This is a genomic window from Bacteroides sp. 2201st1_D9_2201SCRN_220225 (assembly GCF_040928965.1).
Classification (GTDB): domain Bacteria; phylum Bacteroidota; class Bacteroidia; order Bacteroidales; family Bacteroidaceae; genus Bacteroides; species Bacteroides stercoris.
Window position 1 is genome coordinate 1 of record NZ_JBCODG010000056.1, and the last position, 16681, is coordinate 16681.

General features: G+C 46.4%; 18 protein-coding genes and 1 tRNA gene. 9 read left to right on the forward strand and 10 right to left on the reverse strand.

What is annotated here, in order from left to right; all coding sequences use genetic code 11:
• The first annotated feature begins 107 nt into the window (after positions 1-107).
• The gene (locus AB5903_RS16185) at positions 108-2783 is read left to right on the forward strand and encodes a transglutaminase domain-containing protein (RefSeq protein ID WP_368118025.1); all 2676 of its coding nucleotides are present in this window, start codon (positions 108-110) and stop codon (positions 2781-2783) included.
• Positions 2784-2995: 212 nt separating this feature from the next.
• On the opposite strand, the gene AB5903_RS16190 is transcribed toward AB5903_RS16185, so the two are convergent.
• The 4 genes from AB5903_RS16190 to AB5903_RS16205 all read right to left on the reverse strand — a co-directional run bounded on the left by AB5903_RS16190 (position 2996) and on the right by AB5903_RS16205 (position 6136).
• The gene (locus tag AB5903_RS16190; protein WP_005654565.1) at positions 2996-3745 is read right to left on the reverse strand and encodes a copper homeostasis protein CutC; all 750 of its coding nucleotides are present in this window, start codon (positions 3743-3745) and stop codon (positions 2996-2998) included.
• A gap of 124 nt (positions 3746-3869) precedes the next feature.
• A complete protein-coding gene (gene rny, locus AB5903_RS16195) occupies positions 3870-5408 on the reverse strand; it encodes a ribonuclease Y (RefSeq protein WP_368118026.1) in 1539 nt (512 codons plus the stop codon).
• A 129-nt stretch (positions 5409-5537) separates the two neighbouring features.
• Positions 5538-5828 carry a cell division protein ZapA gene (locus AB5903_RS16200; RefSeq protein WP_005654571.1) on the reverse strand — a complete coding sequence of 97 codons (291 nt, stop codon included), beginning with the start codon at positions 5826-5828 and terminating at the stop codon, positions 5538-5540.
• Between the two features lie 14 nt (positions 5829-5842).
• Positions 5843-6136, reverse strand: coding sequence for a hypothetical protein (locus AB5903_RS16205; protein WP_368118027.1), 294 nt, complete (start codon positions 6134-6136; stop codon positions 5843-5845).
• 428 nt (positions 6137-6564) lie between these two features.
• On the opposite strand from AB5903_RS16205, the gene AB5903_RS16210 reads away from it, so the two are divergent.
• The 3 genes from AB5903_RS16210 to AB5903_RS16220 all read left to right on the forward strand — a co-directional run bounded on the left by AB5903_RS16210 (position 6565) and on the right by AB5903_RS16220 (position 8139).
• Entirely contained in the window at positions 6565-7179 is a 615-nt protein-coding gene (locus tag AB5903_RS16210; protein ID WP_368118028.1) for a hypothetical protein, read from the forward strand.
• Between the two features lies 1 nt (position 7180).
• A complete protein-coding gene (locus AB5903_RS16215; protein ID WP_368118029.1) occupies positions 7181-7465 on the forward strand; it encodes a winged helix-turn-helix domain-containing protein in 285 nt (94 codons plus the stop codon).
• A 95-nt stretch (positions 7466-7560) separates the two neighbouring features.
• Positions 7561-8139: a nucleosidase gene (locus AB5903_RS16220; RefSeq protein ID WP_368118030.1), complete on the forward strand. Its 579-nt coding sequence runs from the start codon at positions 7561-7563 to the stop codon at positions 8137-8139.
• On the opposite strand, the gene AB5903_RS16225 is transcribed toward AB5903_RS16220, so the two are convergent.
• Positions 8123-8482, reverse strand: a complete 360-nt coding sequence (locus AB5903_RS16225; protein ID WP_034536165.1) for a YbaN family protein — start codon at positions 8480-8482, stop codon at positions 8123-8125. The genes AB5903_RS16220 and AB5903_RS16225 overlap by 17 nt on opposite strands.
• Before the next feature lie 264 nt (positions 8483-8746).
• Between AB5903_RS16225 and queD the strand changes: the two genes are divergently transcribed.
• Both queD and AB5903_RS16235 read left to right on the forward strand, forming a co-directional pair.
• Complete coding sequence (gene queD, locus AB5903_RS16230) at positions 8747-9079, forward strand: 6-carboxytetrahydropterin synthase QueD (RefSeq protein WP_368118031.1); 333 nt, start codon at positions 8747-8749, stop codon at positions 9077-9079.
• Between the two features lie 11 nt (positions 9080-9090).
• The gene (locus tag AB5903_RS16235) at positions 9091-9636 is read left to right on the forward strand and encodes a radical SAM protein (protein WP_016662541.1); all 546 of its coding nucleotides are present in this window, start codon (positions 9091-9093) and stop codon (positions 9634-9636) included.
• Positions 9637-9675: 39 nt separating this feature from the next.
• On the opposite strand, the gene AB5903_RS16240 is transcribed toward AB5903_RS16235, so the two are convergent.
• The 5 genes from AB5903_RS16240 to AB5903_RS16260 all read right to left on the reverse strand — a co-directional run bounded on the left by AB5903_RS16240 (position 9676) and on the right by AB5903_RS16260 (position 14104).
• Positions 9676-9748: transfer RNA gene (locus AB5903_RS16240), tRNA-Trp, on the reverse strand.
• A gap of 75 nt (positions 9749-9823) precedes the next feature.
• On the reverse strand, positions 9824-10399 hold the full coding sequence (locus AB5903_RS16245) for a uracil-DNA glycosylase family protein (protein ID WP_016662529.1): 576 nt from the start codon (positions 10397-10399) through the stop codon (positions 9824-9826).
• A 60-nt stretch (positions 10400-10459) separates the two neighbouring features.
• The gene (locus tag AB5903_RS16250) at positions 10460-12559 is read right to left on the reverse strand and encodes a KamA family radical SAM protein (RefSeq protein ID WP_368118032.1); all 2100 of its coding nucleotides are present in this window, start codon (positions 12557-12559) and stop codon (positions 10460-10462) included.
• A 200-nt stretch (positions 12560-12759) separates the two neighbouring features.
• Positions 12760-13392, reverse strand: coding sequence for a hypothetical protein (locus AB5903_RS16255; RefSeq protein WP_005654593.1), 633 nt, complete (start codon positions 13390-13392; stop codon positions 12760-12762).
• A gap of 70 nt (positions 13393-13462) precedes the next feature.
• The gene (locus AB5903_RS16260; protein ID WP_117904314.1) at positions 13463-14104 is read right to left on the reverse strand and encodes a helix-turn-helix domain-containing protein; all 642 of its coding nucleotides are present in this window, start codon (positions 14102-14104) and stop codon (positions 13463-13465) included.
• A gap of 149 nt (positions 14105-14253) precedes the next feature.
• Between AB5903_RS16260 and AB5903_RS16265 the strand changes: the two genes are divergently transcribed.
• From AB5903_RS16265 to AB5903_RS16275, 3 genes are all read left to right on the forward strand, one after another.
• Positions 14254-14430 (forward strand): histone H1, encoded by a 177-nt coding sequence (locus AB5903_RS16265; RefSeq protein ID WP_005654596.1) that lies wholly within the window; start codon positions 14254-14256, stop codon positions 14428-14430.
• 182 nt (positions 14431-14612) lie between these two features.
• Positions 14613-15902, forward strand: coding sequence for a putative DNA modification/repair radical SAM protein (locus AB5903_RS16270; protein ID WP_118154848.1), 1290 nt, complete (start codon positions 14613-14615; stop codon positions 15900-15902).
• Positions 15880-16653, forward strand: a complete 774-nt coding sequence (locus AB5903_RS16275) for a TIGR03915 family putative DNA repair protein (protein ID WP_060385860.1) — start codon at positions 15880-15882, stop codon at positions 16651-16653. The genes AB5903_RS16270 and AB5903_RS16275 overlap by 23 nt, the downstream gene beginning before the upstream one ends.
• Positions 16654-16681 lie beyond the last annotated feature (28 nt).

Below are 16681 nucleotides of genomic sequence, written 5' to 3' on the forward strand. Positions count from 1 at the left end.
CACGCCATAAAGATAGGGGTGGTCTTGATTTTTTCATATCCCACTGGCATATAAATCGTGATTTATATCTAAATTTGTGTCATACAACCTTAATAACTACGTATATCATGAGACACACTACTTTACTTTCCGGAATAATCTGTCTGTTATGTCTGCTGGCCGCTTGCGGTGACTCTCATTTCATGACGGATGCTTCTTACCGTTCGCGTGTGGAGCGAGACTTCCAACAGAAAAAAGCTTTGATGCCGCAAGGAGACTTATTTGCCATATTCGATACCTCTCTCAGTGATTATGAGCGTGAGGCGCTGGAATTTCTTTATGCGTATATGCCTTTGGCGGATATTGCGGATTATTCAGGGGAGTTTCATCTGATGAATGTGCGCGCTTCCCGGCAGGCTGCCGATGAAATGCCGTGGGGAAAGCGTATTCCCGAAGATATATTCCGGCATTTTGTTCTTCCGGTGCGGGTGAACAATGAGCATTTGGACAGCGCGCGTGTCGTATTCTACAAGGAATTGAAGGACCGGGTAAAAACGCTTTCCCTGCAGGATGCCATTCTGGAGGTGAACCACTGGTGTCATGAAAAAGCCATTTATACACCTTCCGATGCCCGTACAAGTTCACCGCTGGCAACGGTGCGTACCGCTTACGGCCGTTGTGGCGAGGAATCCACATTTCTGGTTGCCGCTCTCCGTTCGGTGGGCATTCCGGCGCGACAGGTATATACTCCCCGTTGGGCGCATACCGATGACAACCATGCGTGGGTAGAGGCATGGGCAGACGGAAAATGGTATTTTCTGGGAGCTTGCGAACCCGAACCGGTACTTAATCTCGGTTGGTTCAACGCGCCCGCAAGCCGGGGAATGCTGATGCATACAAAAGTATTCGGACGCTATGAGGGAGCGGAAGAGGTAATGTCCGTTACCCCTACCTATACTGAAATCAATGTGATTGGCAACTACGCACCTACTGCAAAGGCTTCCGTAACCGTAGTGGATGCCGGCGGTGTTCCTGTGGACAGTGCTTGTGTGGAATTCAAGCTATACAATTATGCGGAATTTTATACGGTAGCCACCAAATACACCTCTACCAGCGGCATTTGCGGGCTGACGGCCGGTAAAGGGGATATGTTGGTGTGGGCATCGAAAGACGGACATTTCGGCTTTGCCAGACTTTCTTTCGGCAAACAGTCGGAACTGACGGTGAAACTTGATAAAAAGGAAGGTGACGCATTTGCCATAGATATGGATATCGTACCGCCGTCGGAAACAGCCAATCTGCCTGAGGTAACCCCGGAACAGCGTGCGGAGAACGACAGAAGGCTGGCGCAGGAAGATTCTATCCGCAATGCCTATACGGCAACGTTTATGACGGAGGATGCGGCGCGTGCTTTTGCCCGCCGGTACAAGTTGGATGAGGATGCGGTTGCCGGAATATTGGTCGCTTCCCGCGGCAACCACAAGGTTATCTGCGATTTCATGACCCGCCTTCGTTCCGAAAAGTCGAAGAAGGGCGGTATCGACCTGTTGCAACGGATTTCGGCAAAAGACCTTCGGGATGTCAGGCTGGAAGTACTGATAGACCATATGTTGTCCAATGTGCGCACCGGTGCGGAGTATTTCCGCAAGTATGTACGCAATCCGCGCGTAAGTAATGAAATGCTGACTCCGTACAAGGCTTTCTTCAGGAAAGTGGTTTCAAAGGAAGATGCGGAGGCTTATGTAGCGCAACCGATGAAGCTGGTGGAGTGGGTAGCAGGGAACATCCGCGTGGATAAGCATTGCAATTTGGGAGGTGACCCCATATCTCCCGAAGGTGTGTGGAGGACACGGTTGGCAGATGCACACAGCCGCGATATTTTCTTTGTATCCATGGCGCGCAGCATGGGCATACCTGCACGTATAGACGAGGTGACGGGCAAGGTGCAACTGATGAAAGAAGAGGGTGCGCTGGATGTGGACTTGGACTGTAAGGATACTGTATTTATGGAGGAACTTGTTCCGCAGAAAGGCCGGCTGGTTGCTGAATATTCGCCTGTCAAGTCTTTGGACAATCCTAAATATTACTCTCATTTCACCCTTTCGAAAGTGACTCCGCAAGGTAGGTTGCAATTGCTGTCTTACGATGAGGGCGATCTCGATATGGGCAGCGGCACTACCTGGAGCAGCCTGTTGAAGAAAGGTACGGTGCTGGATGCCGGCGATTACCTCCTGGTAACCGGAACCCGTCTGGCAAGCGGAGGTGTGCTTTCCCGCCTCACGGAATTCAGTATCAATCCCGGACAGACCACCCGGCTTGAGTTGGTGATGCGCGAGAGTAAGGATGAGGTGCAGGTGATAGGCAGCTTCAATTCGGAATCTCTCTTTACCCCGCTTCAGGCGGAGAATTCTGAGCAAAGCCTGTTGGAGGCCTGTGGCCGGGGATATTTTGTCGTTGGAATCTTGGGAGTCAATCAGGAACCTACCAATCATGCGCTGCGTGACATTGCTGCTTTCAAGGCCGGTTTGGAGAAGTGGGGACGCAAGATGGTACTGCTTTTCCCGAATGAGGCTCAATATAAGAAATTCCGTCCGGATGAATTTCCGGGCTTGCCGTCTACCATTATCTACGGTATAGATACAAGCGGTATTGCAGCGCAGATTGCAGAAGCCATGAAATTAAGACATAAGGAAACTCTGCCGGTATTTATCATTGCTGATACATTCAACCGGGTGGTGTTTGTTTCGCAAGGCTATACGATAGGCTTGGGAGAACAGTTGATGAAAACGGTGGAAGGACTGTAACGTGGGTTATATCAAATCCGGATAGGAGATGTCAAAATACACTTGACGATTTCTTTTAGGCACGGATTACGCGGAAAACACGGATTTCACAGATTTTCTTTATTCTTTTTCTGTGAAATCCGTGTTTTCCGCGTAATCCGTGCCTAAAAAAGAAACAAATAGTAAGCGGATTTTAGTTTTGACACATATTCTATCCGGATTCTGGTACTATCTCATTCGGTTATTTGGGCGATTGTGGCTTTTACTCTTTCTTGGGTTGTCACATTCCGTTCAAATTCATTGATTTGTACGGTTGCCCCCATCGGTACCCGTTCTTTGCGGTATTGCATACGGCTTGCTACGGTTTCCCTTGCAGAGAAATGAAATTCGTGGATACCCGTTTCACGGGCAATGCGTGCGATGTTGCTCTCATTTACTCCGCAACCGGCGAGTAAGGTAATGCGTCCTGCTGCTTGCAACTGGAGTTCTTTCAATAGAGGAATGCCCGCTTCGGCGGTGGGTTGCTGACCGGAAGTCAGGATACGGTCACATCCGAGGCTGATAATATCTTCCAATGCCTTTTGCGGATTGCGGCAAACATCGAAAGCCCGGTGGAAAGTTACCGATATGTCTTGGGCAGCTTCCATAAACTGCTTCATTAGAGGAATATCCACTTCTCCATCTGCCGTCAGACAGCCTAAAACAATACCGTCTGCCCCTAAACGGCGGGCATTGTCTATGTCCTTTAGCATGATACGTTGCTCGATAGGGGAATACAGGAAATCACCGCTGCGGGGGCGGATAATGACGTGCAACCTGGTGTTTTGCAAGACTTCTCTCGCTATGACAATATCACCGTAGGAAGGGGTTGTTCCCCCTTCGGGTATCCCGGCGCACAATTCTACCCGATTGGCTCCGCCGGCTTGGGCGGCGATGCAACTCTCTACGGAGTTTGCGCAGACTTCAAATAAATACTCCTTCATGGCTTTGGTTTTTGCATTATACCGGCAAAAATAAGAAAACTCCGCAAACTCCGGAACAATATAAAATAAAAAAAGGAGCGAAGGTCCGATACCAACGCTCCTCTTATGGTTTTGATTCTCTTGTTTACTTAGCGTAACTTACTGCACGCGTTTCGCGGATAACAGTAATCTTTACCTGTCCGGGATAGGTCATTTCATCCTGTATCTTCTTGGCTATTTCGCTGGAAAGGTTTTCCGTTGCCTTATCGTCAATCTTGTCTGCACCGACGATTACGCGTAACTCGCGTCCTGCCTGGATAGCATATGTCTTCGTTACGCCCGGATAGGACATAGCCAGTTGTTCGAGGTCGTTCAAGCGTTTAATGTAAGCCTCTACGATTTCGCGGCGTGCTCCCGGACGTGCTCCGGAGATGGCATCGCATACTTGTACGATGGGAGCCAGCAGGCTGGTCATCTCCACTTCGTCATGGTGAGCGCCGATGGCATTGCAGATATCCGGTTTTTCCTTGAATTTCTCCGCCAGTTTCATACCGTAGAGTGCGTGCGGCAATTCCGGTTCTTCATCGGGCACTTTACCGATGTCGTGCAGCAATCCGGCACGTTTTGCCTTCTTGGGATTCAAACCAAGTTCGGATGCCATCACAGCACAGAGATTGGCTGTTTCGCGGGCATGTTGCAACAGGTTCTGACCGTAGGAAGAACGGTATTTCATCTTACCGATGATACGGATAAGTTCGGGATGCAGGCCATGGATACCCAGGTCTATGGTGGTGCGTTTACCGGTTTCGATGATTTCTTCTTCCACTTGCTTGCGTACTTTGGCTACTACTTCCTCGATACGTGCCGGGTGAATACGTCCGTCTGTTACCAGCTGGTGCAGCGCCAGACGGGCAATTTCGCGGCGAACAGGGTCGAAAGCTGATAATACGATAGCTTCCGGAGTGTCATCCACAACGATTTCCACACCGGTAGCTGCTTCCAGCGCACGGATATTGCGTCCTTCACGACCGATGATACGTCCTTTGATTTCGTCCGATTCGATGTGGAATACAGTAACGGAATTTTCAATGGCGGTTTCTGTTGCCACACGCTGGATAGACTGTATGACGATACGTTTGGCTTCTTTACTTGCTGTCAGTTTGGCATCATCCATAATATCATTGATATAGGATTGCGCCTGTGTCTTGGCTTCTTCCTTCAAGGATTCTACCATACGCTCTTTGGCCTCTTCGGCAGAAAGTCCTGAGATGGCTTCCAGTTTCTCGATTTCCTGGCGTTGCATGTGTTCCAGTTCCTCTTTCTTCTTGTCAACGATGGCCAATTGGGCTTCCAGGTTCTCTTTTACCGCTTCTGCTTCCAGTTTTTTGCGTTGGATTTCCTCCTGGCGTTGGTTCAGCACCAGTTCGCGTTGTTTCAACTTGTTTTCCGCTTGCTGTATCTTTTGGTTACGGAGCGATACTTCTTTCTCCAAATCGGCTTTCTTGTTCAGGAATTTTTCCTTTACTTCCAGCAACTTGTTCTTTTTAATCACTTCTGCTTCGGTCTCGGCTTCTTTGAGGATGCTGTCGTATTTGGACTTCAATCCATGCTTGAAGAACATGTACGAAGCAAATCCGCCAACGATGAAACAGGCAATGGATACTACTATTGTAACTACTGTCATTTTATTAATTTGTTTTTTAAAGTATATAAATAAAAAACACTGCATAAAAGCCCATCCGTTGCAGGACAAAACTTTTGTACAGTGCGCGACGTTATTTCTTTCATAAAAAACGGACAGAAAATCGTTTTCTTACTCTTCCCTGAAATAAGCTTCCAATACTTCCGTCAGTTCCTTTATCTTGGCTGTATAGGGCTCAGTATCATTACGGTCTTTCAACTGAAGGGTCTCCAAAGCAAATTGATAAGCCACCATAGCTATAATCCTCTCTGAAGAGATGTTCTGATAATGCTCCCGATACGCATTAATCCGGATATTTACCTGCTTGGCAGCTTCCCTTACTATCTCCTCGTCCTCGCGGTTGATGGTGAGGGGATAGGCTGCTCCTGCCATTTGCAGGTTTATCTTTATCTTATCGTTCATACATCCTCTTTCTTTTATTCATTCAACAAAGCGATGCATTTATCGACTTCACGCACTAATTTGGACAATCGCAGTTTCGTCTCTTTTACGTCACTGCCGTTAAGGCTGATTGTCGTAGCTGTTTTTAGGTTCGTGTAGTTGTTTTCCAGCTCTTTGTAATCGGCACGTACTTTCCCGCATTCTTCTTCTTTAGCTTGTAGAAGTTGCTTAAGTTCAGCATTTTCGCGTTTTAATTCATCATGCAGATAGATTAAATGCCGCAGTCTGGCTTCAAAAGTACTTACTAGCTTCTTTTCTTCGTCTGTCATTACTACACCAAAATTGTACACAAAAATACAATTAACTTGGAGATTACAAAAGCTTTTCAAGGAAAAATGTTCTGTATGCGTTAAAATAAGGGGAAAACAGGACTGTTATTAATTTATTTCATGCTGAAATTTTCTCGTCCGACAGCCGTTTCTCTTTCGTCCGACAGTTGTTGGACGAAAGAGAAACGGCTGTCGGACGAGAAGTAAACAACTGTCGGACGATTAGATTTTGGCAGGGTTGGCATTAGTCCGTAGTTGTACGGGTAATTGCTTCTTCTATCATTTGGGATAAGTTTGTGTATATGGTTGTTGAAATGTATATAAAATAATTTATTATATAATTTGGTTTATAAAATAAACTTGTTATCTTTGTATCGGAGTTCGAACCCGGAGTTGTAATAATGTATAATAAAAAACTGGATAAGACTATGGAAGATAGGAAATTGAATGAGAAAGAAAGCTTGGAGCTTATCACTCAAATGATTCGGAACACACGTCGGAATCTGGATGCCGGTAGTGGAAATATGTTTTTATTGTGGGGGTATGTTTGTGTGTTGCTGACTCTGGTTGTTTGGGCAGGGGTCGGTCTGACACAAAATTCTGCATGGATGTGGGGCTTTTGGGGAATTCCCGTTGTGGGCTATCTGCTGAGTTATATTTTTATGCGGAGAAAGGACAAGCCGGTGAGCTTGTATATAGATAAAGTATTGAATGAGCTGTGGCAGTTTATGGGAATCGTCTGTCTGGCGGTTGCGTTGATGGCCGCATACTTCCATGCTTTCGAAGTAATATTGCCTTTGTGTGCCATATTGCTTTCGTTGGGCAGTATCTTTACGGGAGTCCTCATTCGTTATACCCGGTTTTCGGGCTTGTCGAGCATGGGCGTTCTGTTGGGCTTGAGAATGTTGTTTGAGGTTTGGGATAAGTCCTCTTTTTTGCAGATATTGCCGGAGTTTGTTCTGGTGGTCATACTCGCAATGATAATACCGGGACATATTTTGAACTATAAAGCGAAGAGGGAAAACAAAAATAAGAGTAAGTGATATGTTTAAGGAATTAAACCCTTTGCTTCACAGTGAACTGAGGCTTGCCGTAATCTCGTTGCTCATCAGTGTTGAAGAAGCGGATTTTGTATATATCCGCCAGCAGACTGGTGCAACGGCCGGCAACCTCAGTGTGCAACTGGATAAACTTGCCAAAGCGGGGTATATAATTGTGACCAAGACTTTTAAGGGGAAGATGCCCTGCACGCTTTGCAAGATTACCCCGCAGGGAATAGATGCTTTTGAGGAATATGTGGAGGCGTTGAAATCGTATATAATGAAGTAGGGATGTGAACCTGTTAGTTAAGAGTCTGTTTAAATTCTCTTCGAGAAATGTTTCGGACAGAATTTAAACAGACTCCGGAATAAAAATAAGAAAATATGAAAATTTTGGTGACTTATGCCGTTCAAGGCGAATTTACGGAATTGAAATTCCCCGGTTTGATAGGGGAGGAAGAAGTGCAGGTGGGTTATCTTCGCACCGGAATAGGAAAGGTGAAATCTGCTTTTTACCTTACGGAAGCGATTAATCGTGCGCAGCCCGATTTGGTTGTCAATGTGGGTACGGCAGGAACTATCCGCCATCAGGTGGGGGATATTTTTGTATGCCGTCATTTTGTAGACCGTGATATGCAGCGGCTGAAAGGGTTTGATATGGAATGCGAGATAGACTCGGCGGCGCTGTTGGCGCAAAAAGGATATTGCCTGCATTGGCAGCGAGAAGGAGTGTGCAATACGGGTGATACTTTCCTGACGGAACTGTCGGATGTAAAGGGCGATGTGGTGGATATGGAGGCTTATGCTCAGGCATGGGTGTGCCGTACCAAGAACACGCCGTTCGTCGCCGTGAAGTATGTGACGGACATTATCGGGCAGAATTCGGTGAAGCATTGGGAAGATAAACTGGCGGATGCCCGTAAAGGACTGGGAGCGTTTTTCGAATCTATTTCAGTGTTTTGAAAGAGAGGATGTGGTAGCTTGTTCCTGCTGCAATCAGCAACAGCACTGCCTTTAGCCACCAGTAGGGGACTATGAAAAAGATGCAGTTGAGGATAGTTATCCATATCAGCGAGACCGAGATGATTTTGGCTCTTAGCGGGATGGCTTTATTTTCACGGAAGTTACGGATGTAGCTTCCCAGGTATTTATGGTGCAGCAGCCGGTTGTAAAGGCGGGGGGAACTGCGTACATAAAGGGCGGCTGTGAGCAGCAGAAACGGAGTAGTAGGCAGTAACGGCAGGAAAATGCCGATGATGCCGAGTGCCAGAGAAAGTGTACCGAACAGAATATAAAGGACTTTCATGTCGCAAAAATACATAAAAAGATGAATAATAAAATTGTTTGGGATTGTTTATTGTTCATATGTACAGGGAAATATGTTTTCTGTCTGCAACCGGAGTCTTTGTGGACATCAGGCAGCCGCGCAGTGTCGTAGTGCTCACTGTATGTATGAATAAGCGTCAATCTCGTGTGTAAATTCCAAGTTTTTTGTACTTTTGTTGCCGCATCGAGGTGACATTAGATGCACGGTTTTATAAAATGATATTTTAACCAGTGTATTAACAGTATGTACACAGTCATTAAACGAATGGAGGTTTCGGCTGCACACAGTCTGAATCTTTCTTATCAGAGTAAATGTGAGAATCTGCATGGTCACAATTGGATAATCACAGTCTATTGCCGTGCCAAAGAACTGAATGCCGACGGGATGGTGGTTGATTTCAGCCACATCAAACAGGCGGTGAAAGAAAAACTGGATCACCGGAACATCAATGAAGTCCTTCCCTTTAATCCGACAGCCGAGAATATGGCACGCTGGATATGCAACCAGATACCTGCCTGCTTTAAAGTGGAAGTGCAGGAATCCGAGTCGAATATAGCCATCTATGAGGAGGATTGACAGGAGCGCTTATGAGGAAGATTAACGAAATATTTTACAGCTTGCAAGGAGAGGGCTTTCATACGGGTACTCCGGCTGTTTTTGTACGTTTTTCCGGTTGCAACCTGAAATGTTCTTTTTGCGATACACAGCATGAAGAGGGTGTGTTAATGTCCGATGAGGAAATCTTGGCGGAAGTGGGAAAATATCCTGCGGTGACGGTGATACTGACGGGTGGAGAGCCTTCGCTCTGGATTGACCGTGAATTTGTGGACTGCCTGCACCGGATGGGGAAGTATGTCTGTATCGAAACGAACGGTACGCATTCCTTGCCGGATAATATAGACTGGGTGACTTGCTCGCCCAAGCAAGGTGCAAAATTGTGCATTTCCCGTATGGATGAGGTGAAGGTAGTGTACGAAGGACAGGATATTGCCGTATATGAATCGCTTCCTGCCGGACACTTTTTCCTGCAACCCTGTTCTTGCAGCAATACTGCGGAAACTGTGGCTTGCGTGATGCAGCATCCGAAATGGCGGCTGAGCTTGCAGACGCACAAGCTGATAGAAATAAAATAAGACCTTGTAATTTTTAAAATTTACAAGGTCTTATCGTTGCACGGGAGGAGAGGCTCGAACTCCCGACACCCGGTTTTGGAGACCGGTGCTCTACCAACTGAGCTACTCCCGTGTTTGCGGCTGCAAAGGTAATGGAAACTTTCAAATCTGCAAGTTCTTTGTTGCTTTATTTTCTTAAAAAAATAGCTTATAACATTTGTAAGTCCTGATACATAATGCGATAGGCTGCCGCTTTTTTTTCTAAAGCCAGCGGATAAGCTCTTGATGAAGAGGGCATGCGGTAGAGCCGCATAGGGCGGTCTGCGAAAATGAATTCTGTAAAATCGCCGACTTTAGGTTCTTGCAATGAGAACAGCGCACAGAGCGTGTCGGTGGCTTTTTGTCCCGTAGTGACAATCGCTTTGCACTGTGGCAGTTGGTGCAATAATACGGATATGTCGGTAGGCTGGACCACTTCGAGGTACTTATCGGATGCATTGTCTTGCAATCGCCTTACGGCAGTGGCCGTATCGAACAGGGCTATTCCTTTTTCGTTCAGGAAATCGATGATACGCTCCTTGCGGAAAGCTTTTTGGGATTTATCGGCAAAATGGTCTTTGTCATTGAAGAATAAAAGACCTGCAATACGCCACATGTCATTATTCCAGTTCGGATAGTAAAACTCCATGGACCAGCGTTTTCTTTGCGGCGGGAAACTCCCCAGCATCAGCAAACGTGCATTGCCGGGAAGGAAAGGTTCTAAAGGATGCTGTTCTATTTCCATAAGATTGATTTTGCTTATACATTAGCGGATGATAAGGCAAAGTTAATCAAAAATAGTTTTTCAGCAGCTTTCAAGCCCCAGATTACTCATTTTTTCTGTAATCCGGAAAGGGAAATCCGGATATTCGTATAAGCTGAACCGGGGTTCGGTTTTTCCTTCCGTATAGTTCCAGATAGAAGCATAGTCTTCCGTGTCCTCTCCCATGGCTTGCAGTTGTCGCAGATAGGCGGCTATGGATTTGCTTTCGACAATGTATACTGCTCCGATACTGTCTATAATAGGACTATGGCGACGTGTACCGTCGTGTTCGAAACGAAGGATACGCTTTCCTTCCGGAGTGATTCCTACCGTTTTGAAAGTCATGCTTTTTCCGATGGCAGGCAGGTTCAGCACATTCCGGTCTGTGGCGAGGAATGGCAGGCGATGTGCTTTCGTAAAACGGCGGATACAGGCGGCAGGGTCGTGTGTCCGTTCCAACAGTACGGAGAGGTTATGGGCATCTTCTTTGGTAAGTTTTCCGAATGCTTTTTCTTCCTGCTCTTCTTGTATGGAGCGGCTGTTTGGAGTGAAAACGGCATTATTTTCTTCAAATCCTTTCACCGAGAATGTGTAGTAACAGATTATGCCCAGTTTATTTAATACCTGTCGCAGGCGTGCAGTGTGCCCCCGGCGGGATGCGGCTACATTATACACCAGCTGGTTGGTGATGAGCCATCCTGCCGAGAGCAGTTTGCGAATGCCTTCCTCTGCTTCGGGAGTAACTTCCAGCGGGGTTTGGAAATGTGTCTGGATGATAAACTGACGTATGCCGACCGTGGATGCCTTTTCCTTGAATTCACGCAATATGTCCACTAATTCGTCATTGATGCGCATCGGTAGATAGGCGGGCAGGCGCGAACCGAGGCGGATGCGTTGCAATTCGGCGTATTTCTCACCTTCCGGGCGTTCCTGGTTGGCTTTTCGCTTGCGCACCGCCATACGGTAAACGGCGTCCAATATGTTGCGCAAGGTTTTGTTCTGGCTCATAAGGGCATCGCCGCCGGTAATGAGGATGTCACGCAATTGCGTGTCTTCTTCGAAATAGGTCATGAGGCGGCGCAATTTCTTGTCCCAGCTTTCTTTGGGATGCAGTTCTTCAAATTCAAAGTTGAGGCGTTTGCTTTGGAAATCGTACATACGCTGGCAGGAAGCGCAAAGTCCGCCGCAGGCTCTCCCCATGGTATCGGGGATAAGAATGGCCACCTCAGGATAGCGTCTGTGGATATTGTGACCGTCGGGCAATAACCAGCCTGCAGCATTCGGCTTGCCGGCTTCTACAATGTCTTCGCGTTCCCAGGCGCGGATTTGTCCGTAGGTCTCCACCAATTGGGGCGAGTAGAGGATATAGCTGCGTAAAGAGTCGTCGTTATAGCCGCTTCCGGTACAGTTCAATAAGGAAAGGTAGTAGGGGGTGGCGAAGAACGGCATGCCTTTTTTACGTGCACGCGACAATAAATACATGGTTTCCACGGAAAGTGAATTGCCCAGGAAACGGTTCAGTTCCGTAGGGCTTTTCACTGCCATTGCAAGGTGGAAGCGGAAATCGTTCCACCATTCGCTGACGAGCCGGAATTTTTCTTCATAGCTGATGCCTTCTGCAAAATGAAAGCGTGAAGCAGAATTCTTGCGGTTTTCTATTTTCTGTATAAGGGCATGCAGGATACGTTCTTTGTTGTATGCCCGGAGTTGTTGCACATCCTCATCCAGTCCGGAAAGCCACCGTTCACTCCAGGCTTTTACGCGTTGGAAGCCGGGTAGGGGATGTTCGGGGTGTTGCAGACGTTTGAATTGTCGGAATAAATCAATGAAAAGGTCAGTTTCGAGGTATTCTTCCAGTTTGCCGGTGAGGAAATCATAGAGTAAGGAGAGGGTTGAAACAGGCAGTTGCTTGTCCGTTGAGAGCTCATGTACTTTTTGTCCGTTATAATCAATCAGAAGTCGAATCAGCTTGCCGGCCTCACTTTCCGCTTGGGGATGTCCCGCCATATACTCCGACAGATATGTTTTGAAAGTCTGTGCATCTCCGCTTCGGGCGGCGATGCCGGTCAGTTCGGGGAGTTCGTGCCGGTAAAGTTGTTTCAGTTGTGAGGGAGTGAGTGCAAGCATTTTCTTTTGTTTCATACGCAATTCTTTTTTAGAGATTAATAATCGGTGATTGGCGCAGGATGCGCTTTCAATATTCCGTGAGGGGAAAAACGGTCTGATAAATATAACAAAAAAAGGCGGGGTATAAAAACCTCGCCTTTCGTCTTATGAAATATTTTAGATTTCTTTTTGTTTTGCTAACAAACGCTTTTCTGCCTATTTGTCAAAACTTTAGCTTATGCTTTTTCTTGTTCGTCACCTTTCTTTTTCGGTTCTTTCTTTGCCAGCATGACTATGTTGTATACATACTCTGTCATCCATTGTTCCGAGTATCCTAACCGCTCTTTGTATTGGCGGACTGTCATAGCGGTCTTGTGCACATCGTCCTTTTTCCACACGGTCTTGGTGCAAACCTCATGTACTGTTTTTTCGGTCATGCTGCGTAATGCGCCTTTGAAGATGGAAGGCATACGGAATTTCCATTGCATCAAGTTGCCCATTAACATCATCAGGTCGTTGGAGAATCCCTGATACATGAAAAGATAGGCTTGTACATCGTTCTGTGTACGGCAGTGCTTTTTTACGGATGCGTCAATCTCTTTAAAGAAGCTTTCGCTGATGCCGTAATCCTGCATCAGCATCTTGCGGGAAGCCGCTTTTTCCGCTTGTCCCAGACGTCCGCCTTGTGTGGGGATTTTGAATAAACGTTTGAAGTTGGCTACATCCGGCACAAAACGGATGTTGGTGATGCCCAGGTTGGCGGCTATCACGGACTGGAAATAGACGCGTGTCAATGAAACGAAGTCCTCCACATTTCTGGAAGAAACCTCTTCCGAATTCTTGTTGAATAGTTTGGCAAATATACCCATGATGATAATTTTTCTGATTTATGGGCGCAAAGGTAGTAAATAACTTGCTTTTTACCAGCACTCCAACTCTTTATTTCAGCTTGAAGTGAAACTTATGCCCTTCGAATACGGGTTCCACAATGTCATAGCGGATGAGTTTGGCAAGCAGATGCTCTGCAGCACGGCGTGACAGACGTGCCAGACGGCAATAACGGTTCAGTGACAACCGGTCGTTTTGTTCCAGTAAATCAAGCAGTAGCTGCTCCCGTTCGGTATATTCCATCAATTCTCCTTGAGGACTTTTGCTTTGTTGCCAGATACGCAGATGTACCGGGGTGGCAAGTATGTTCTCGTCCTTGATGCGCAGATAGGCAAGATATTTGCCGGCTTCGTCCTTGGCATATACCGGTTTACGGTCGCTTTCATCGATTTGCACCAGCAATACGCTGCGGCCTTCTACCTGATAGGTCTGTGTGCTGTAACTCACTTCCGGCCGGCAGTATAACCGGGCTGCTGCCTCTATCATATATTGTTCTTCATCGGAACGCACTCCGGCAATCTTACCATTATCCTTTACGCCGATGAGAAGCCGTCCGCCGTCCGTATTTGAAAAGGCAGAAAGCGTCTTGGCAATTTTTCGCGCATCAGATATTTCGAACTTAAAATCTTGTTGTTGGTGCTCTCCTTCGGCTATGAGAGCATGTATATATTGGGTATCAGTAAGCGTTTTCATGTCTGCAAAAATAGATAAAAAACACGTATAAGCCTTTTTAAATGCCGATTTTGCGTATTATTTCAAAAAAAATATCGTTTTTCTGCATTTATTTCAAGAAAGAATGTATTTTTGTCGGACATTATTAACGAAGTAATTAAAAAAGGATTATGAAAGAATTAGTTGAAAAAGTTGCAGAATTGTATGCAGCATTCGAAAAAGATGCAAAAGCTCAGTTGGAAAACGGTAACAAGGCAGCCGGTACTCGTGCACGTAAGGCTTCTTTGGAAATCGAAAAGACAATGAAAGAATTCCGCAAAGCATCTTTGGAAGATTCTAAAAAGTAAGAGAAAACGCAGATTTAATGCTGTGAAAGACTGCCGTTCGGCGGTCTTTTTTATTTTATGCATAATGGCTGTTTTGTATAAATAAGTCGTATTTTTATGATATTCCTCAACGATTTTAATATATTAATTGCTTGGCCTTTTGCTTTTAAATAGAAGTTTTATTATTACTTTTGGCACAGGGTATGAACGAAAATGTACTAAATAAGTTGAAGATATTGGCAGAGTCGGCAAAGTACGATGTCTCTTGCTCGTCCAGTGGCACTGTACGTTCCAACAAGGCAGGTATGCTGGGCAATACTGTGGGCGGATGGGGCATCTGCCACAGCTTTGCAGAAGACGGGCGGTGCATTTCGTTGCTGAAGGTGATGCTGACAAACTATTGCATATACGATTGCGCTTATTGCATTAACCGCCGCAGTAATGATTTGCCTCGTGCCACTCTTTCCGTCAGCGAACTTGTGGACTTGACAATGGAGTTCTACCGCCGCAATTATATTGAAGGCCTTTTTCTGAGTAGCGGAGTGGTGCGCAATCCCGATTATACGATGGAACGGCTGGTGCGTGTAGCCAAAGACCTTCGTACTATCCATCGTTTCAACGGTTATATCCATTTGAAGAGCATTCCCGGAGCCAGTCGTGAGTTGGTGAATGAGGCGGGGTTGTATGCCGACCGTCTGAGTGTCAATGTGGAAATTCCCAAAGAAGAAAACCTCAGGCTGCTTGCTCCGGAAAAAGACCATGAAAGCGTATTTGCTCCGATGCGCTATATTCAGCAAGGTGTTTTGGAGAGTGCGGAAGAACGCAGGAAATACCGCTATGCACCCCGTTTTGCCCCGGCAGGACAGAGCACGCAGATGATTGTAGGTGCTACTGCCGAGACGGACAAGGATATTCTTTTTCTTTCATCGGCTCTTTATCAGCGTCCTACGATGCGGCGCGTCTATTATTCCGGATATATCTCGGTGAACACGTACGACAAGCGTCTGCCGGCTTTGAAACAGCCGCCTTTGGTGCGTGAGAACCGGCTCTATCAGGCAGACTGGCTGCTACGTTTCTACCAGTTCAAAGTAGATGAGATTGTGGATGACGCTTATCCGGATTTGGATCTGGAGATAGACCCGAAGCTGTCGTGGGCGTTGCGGCATCCCGAACAGTTTCCCGTTGACGTCAATAAGGCGGATTATGAGATGATACTCCGTGTACCGGGTATCGGTGTGAAATCGGCTCGTCTGATAGTCGCTTCCCGCCGTTTCTCCAAATTGGGATTCTATCAACTGAAGAAGATCGGTGTGGTGATGAAGAAGGCGCAGTACTTTATTACGTGCAGCGAACTGCCAGTACGTACGGTCAATGAAATGACTCCGCAGAGAGTACGTAACTTGCTGGTGCAAAAACCCAGACAGAAATATGACGACAGGCAGCTGATTCTTGATTTTGGAGACGAAGAAAATGACTCTGTTTATATTCGATAATACATTTGAGGGATTGCTGACTTCTGTTTTTGAAGCCTATTCCCGTCGTACTTTTCCGGATGCTTTGCTGGCGGAAGGGGAGCCGCTTCCTCTGTTCTATGACGAGGCTTTTACTGTAGTATCGGATGAAGAGAAAGCGGGGAGGGTTTGGCGTGGCTTGCAGAAAAAACTTTCTGCATCCGCCTTGTCTTGTCTTACGCAGTGCTGGTTGGCGGAAGAGCCGGAAACTGCATCGCTTTTGTTCCGTTATATCCGCAAGGCAATAGATGCTTCCCGTTCCATTGAAACGAACTTTGCAGACCCTGATGTTTTGGAATTTTCGCGTATGTGGAAGCGGGTGGATTGGGAACGGATACGGATGTTGCAGTTTGTCCGTTTTCAGAAAGCAGCAGATGGTACTTATTTTGCGGCGGTAGAACCGGAGAAGAATGTACTTCCCTTGATAACCGGGCATTTTAAAGACCGTTTTGCCGACCAATGTTGGTTGATATACGACATCAAGCGTGCTTATGGTTATTATTACGATTTAAAAGAGGTGCGGAACGTTGTTTTTGGGGAAGATAGCCGGGAAGGACATCTTGTGACAGGAATACTGGATGAGAGCCTTATGGATAAGGATGAAAAGCTCTTTCAGCAACTTTGGAAAACTTATTTCAAGGCAATCTGTATCAAGGAAAGGCTGAATCCCCGCAAGCACAGGCAAGACATGCCTGTGCGATATTGGAAGTATTTGACCGAGAAGCAGACTTAGTATTTAGTTTATTACCCAGTTCTTGTTG

Coding starts and splice junctions, on each gene's coding strand:
- AB5903_RS16260 (WP_117904314.1), bottom strand. CDS start 14,104: ATGAAAACGCTTACTGATACCCAATATATACATGCTCTCATAGCCGAA.
- rny (WP_368118026.1), bottom strand. CDS start 5,408: ATGACAGTAGTTACAATAGTAGTATCCATTGCCTGTTTCATCGTTGGC.
- queD (WP_368118031.1), top strand. CDS start 8,747: ATGTACACAGTCATTAAACGAATGGAGGTTTCGGCTGCACACAGTCTG.
- AB5903_RS16185 (WP_368118025.1), top strand. CDS start 108: ATGAGACACACTACTTTACTTTCCGGAATAATCTGTCTGTTATGTCTG.
- AB5903_RS16270 (WP_118154848.1), top strand. CDS start 14,613: ATGAACGAAAATGTACTAAATAAGTTGAAGATATTGGCAGAGTCGGCA.
- AB5903_RS16265 (WP_005654596.1), top strand. CDS start 14,254: ATGAAAGAATTAGTTGAAAAAGTTGCAGAATTGTATGCAGCATTCGAA.
- AB5903_RS16235 (WP_016662541.1), top strand. CDS start 9,091: ATGAGGAAGATTAACGAAATATTTTACAGCTTGCAAGGAGAGGGCTTT.
- AB5903_RS16250 (WP_368118032.1), bottom strand. CDS start 12,559: ATGAAACAAAAGAAAATGCTTGCACTCACTCCCTCACAACTGAAACAA.
- AB5903_RS16225 (WP_034536165.1), bottom strand. CDS start 8,482: ATGAAAGTCCTTTATATTCTGTTCGGTACACTTTCTCTGGCACTCGGC.
- AB5903_RS16275 (WP_060385860.1), top strand. CDS start 15,880: ATGACTCTGTTTATATTCGATAATACATTTGAGGGATTGCTGACTTCT.
- AB5903_RS16200 (WP_005654571.1), bottom strand. CDS start 5,828: ATGAACGATAAGATAAAGATAAACCTGCAAATGGCAGGAGCAGCCTAT.
- AB5903_RS16190 (WP_005654565.1), bottom strand. CDS start 3,745: ATGAAGGAGTATTTATTTGAAGTCTGCGCAAACTCCGTAGAGAGTTGC.
- AB5903_RS16210 (WP_368118028.1), top strand. CDS start 6,565: ATGGAAGATAGGAAATTGAATGAGAAAGAAAGCTTGGAGCTTATCACT.
- AB5903_RS16245 (WP_016662529.1), bottom strand. CDS start 10,399: ATGGAAATAGAACAGCATCCTTTAGAACCTTTCCTTCCCGGCAATGCA.
- AB5903_RS16215 (WP_368118029.1), top strand. CDS start 7,181: ATGTTTAAGGAATTAAACCCTTTGCTTCACAGTGAACTGAGGCTTGCC.
- AB5903_RS16255 (WP_005654593.1), bottom strand. CDS start 13,392: ATGGGTATATTTGCCAAACTATTCAACAAGAATTCGGAAGAGGTTTCT.
- AB5903_RS16205 (WP_368118027.1), bottom strand. CDS start 6,136: ATGACAGACGAAGAAAAGAAGCTAGTAAGTACTTTTGAAGCCAGACTG.
- AB5903_RS16220 (WP_368118030.1), top strand. CDS start 7,561: ATGAAAATTTTGGTGACTTATGCCGTTCAAGGCGAATTTACGGAATTG.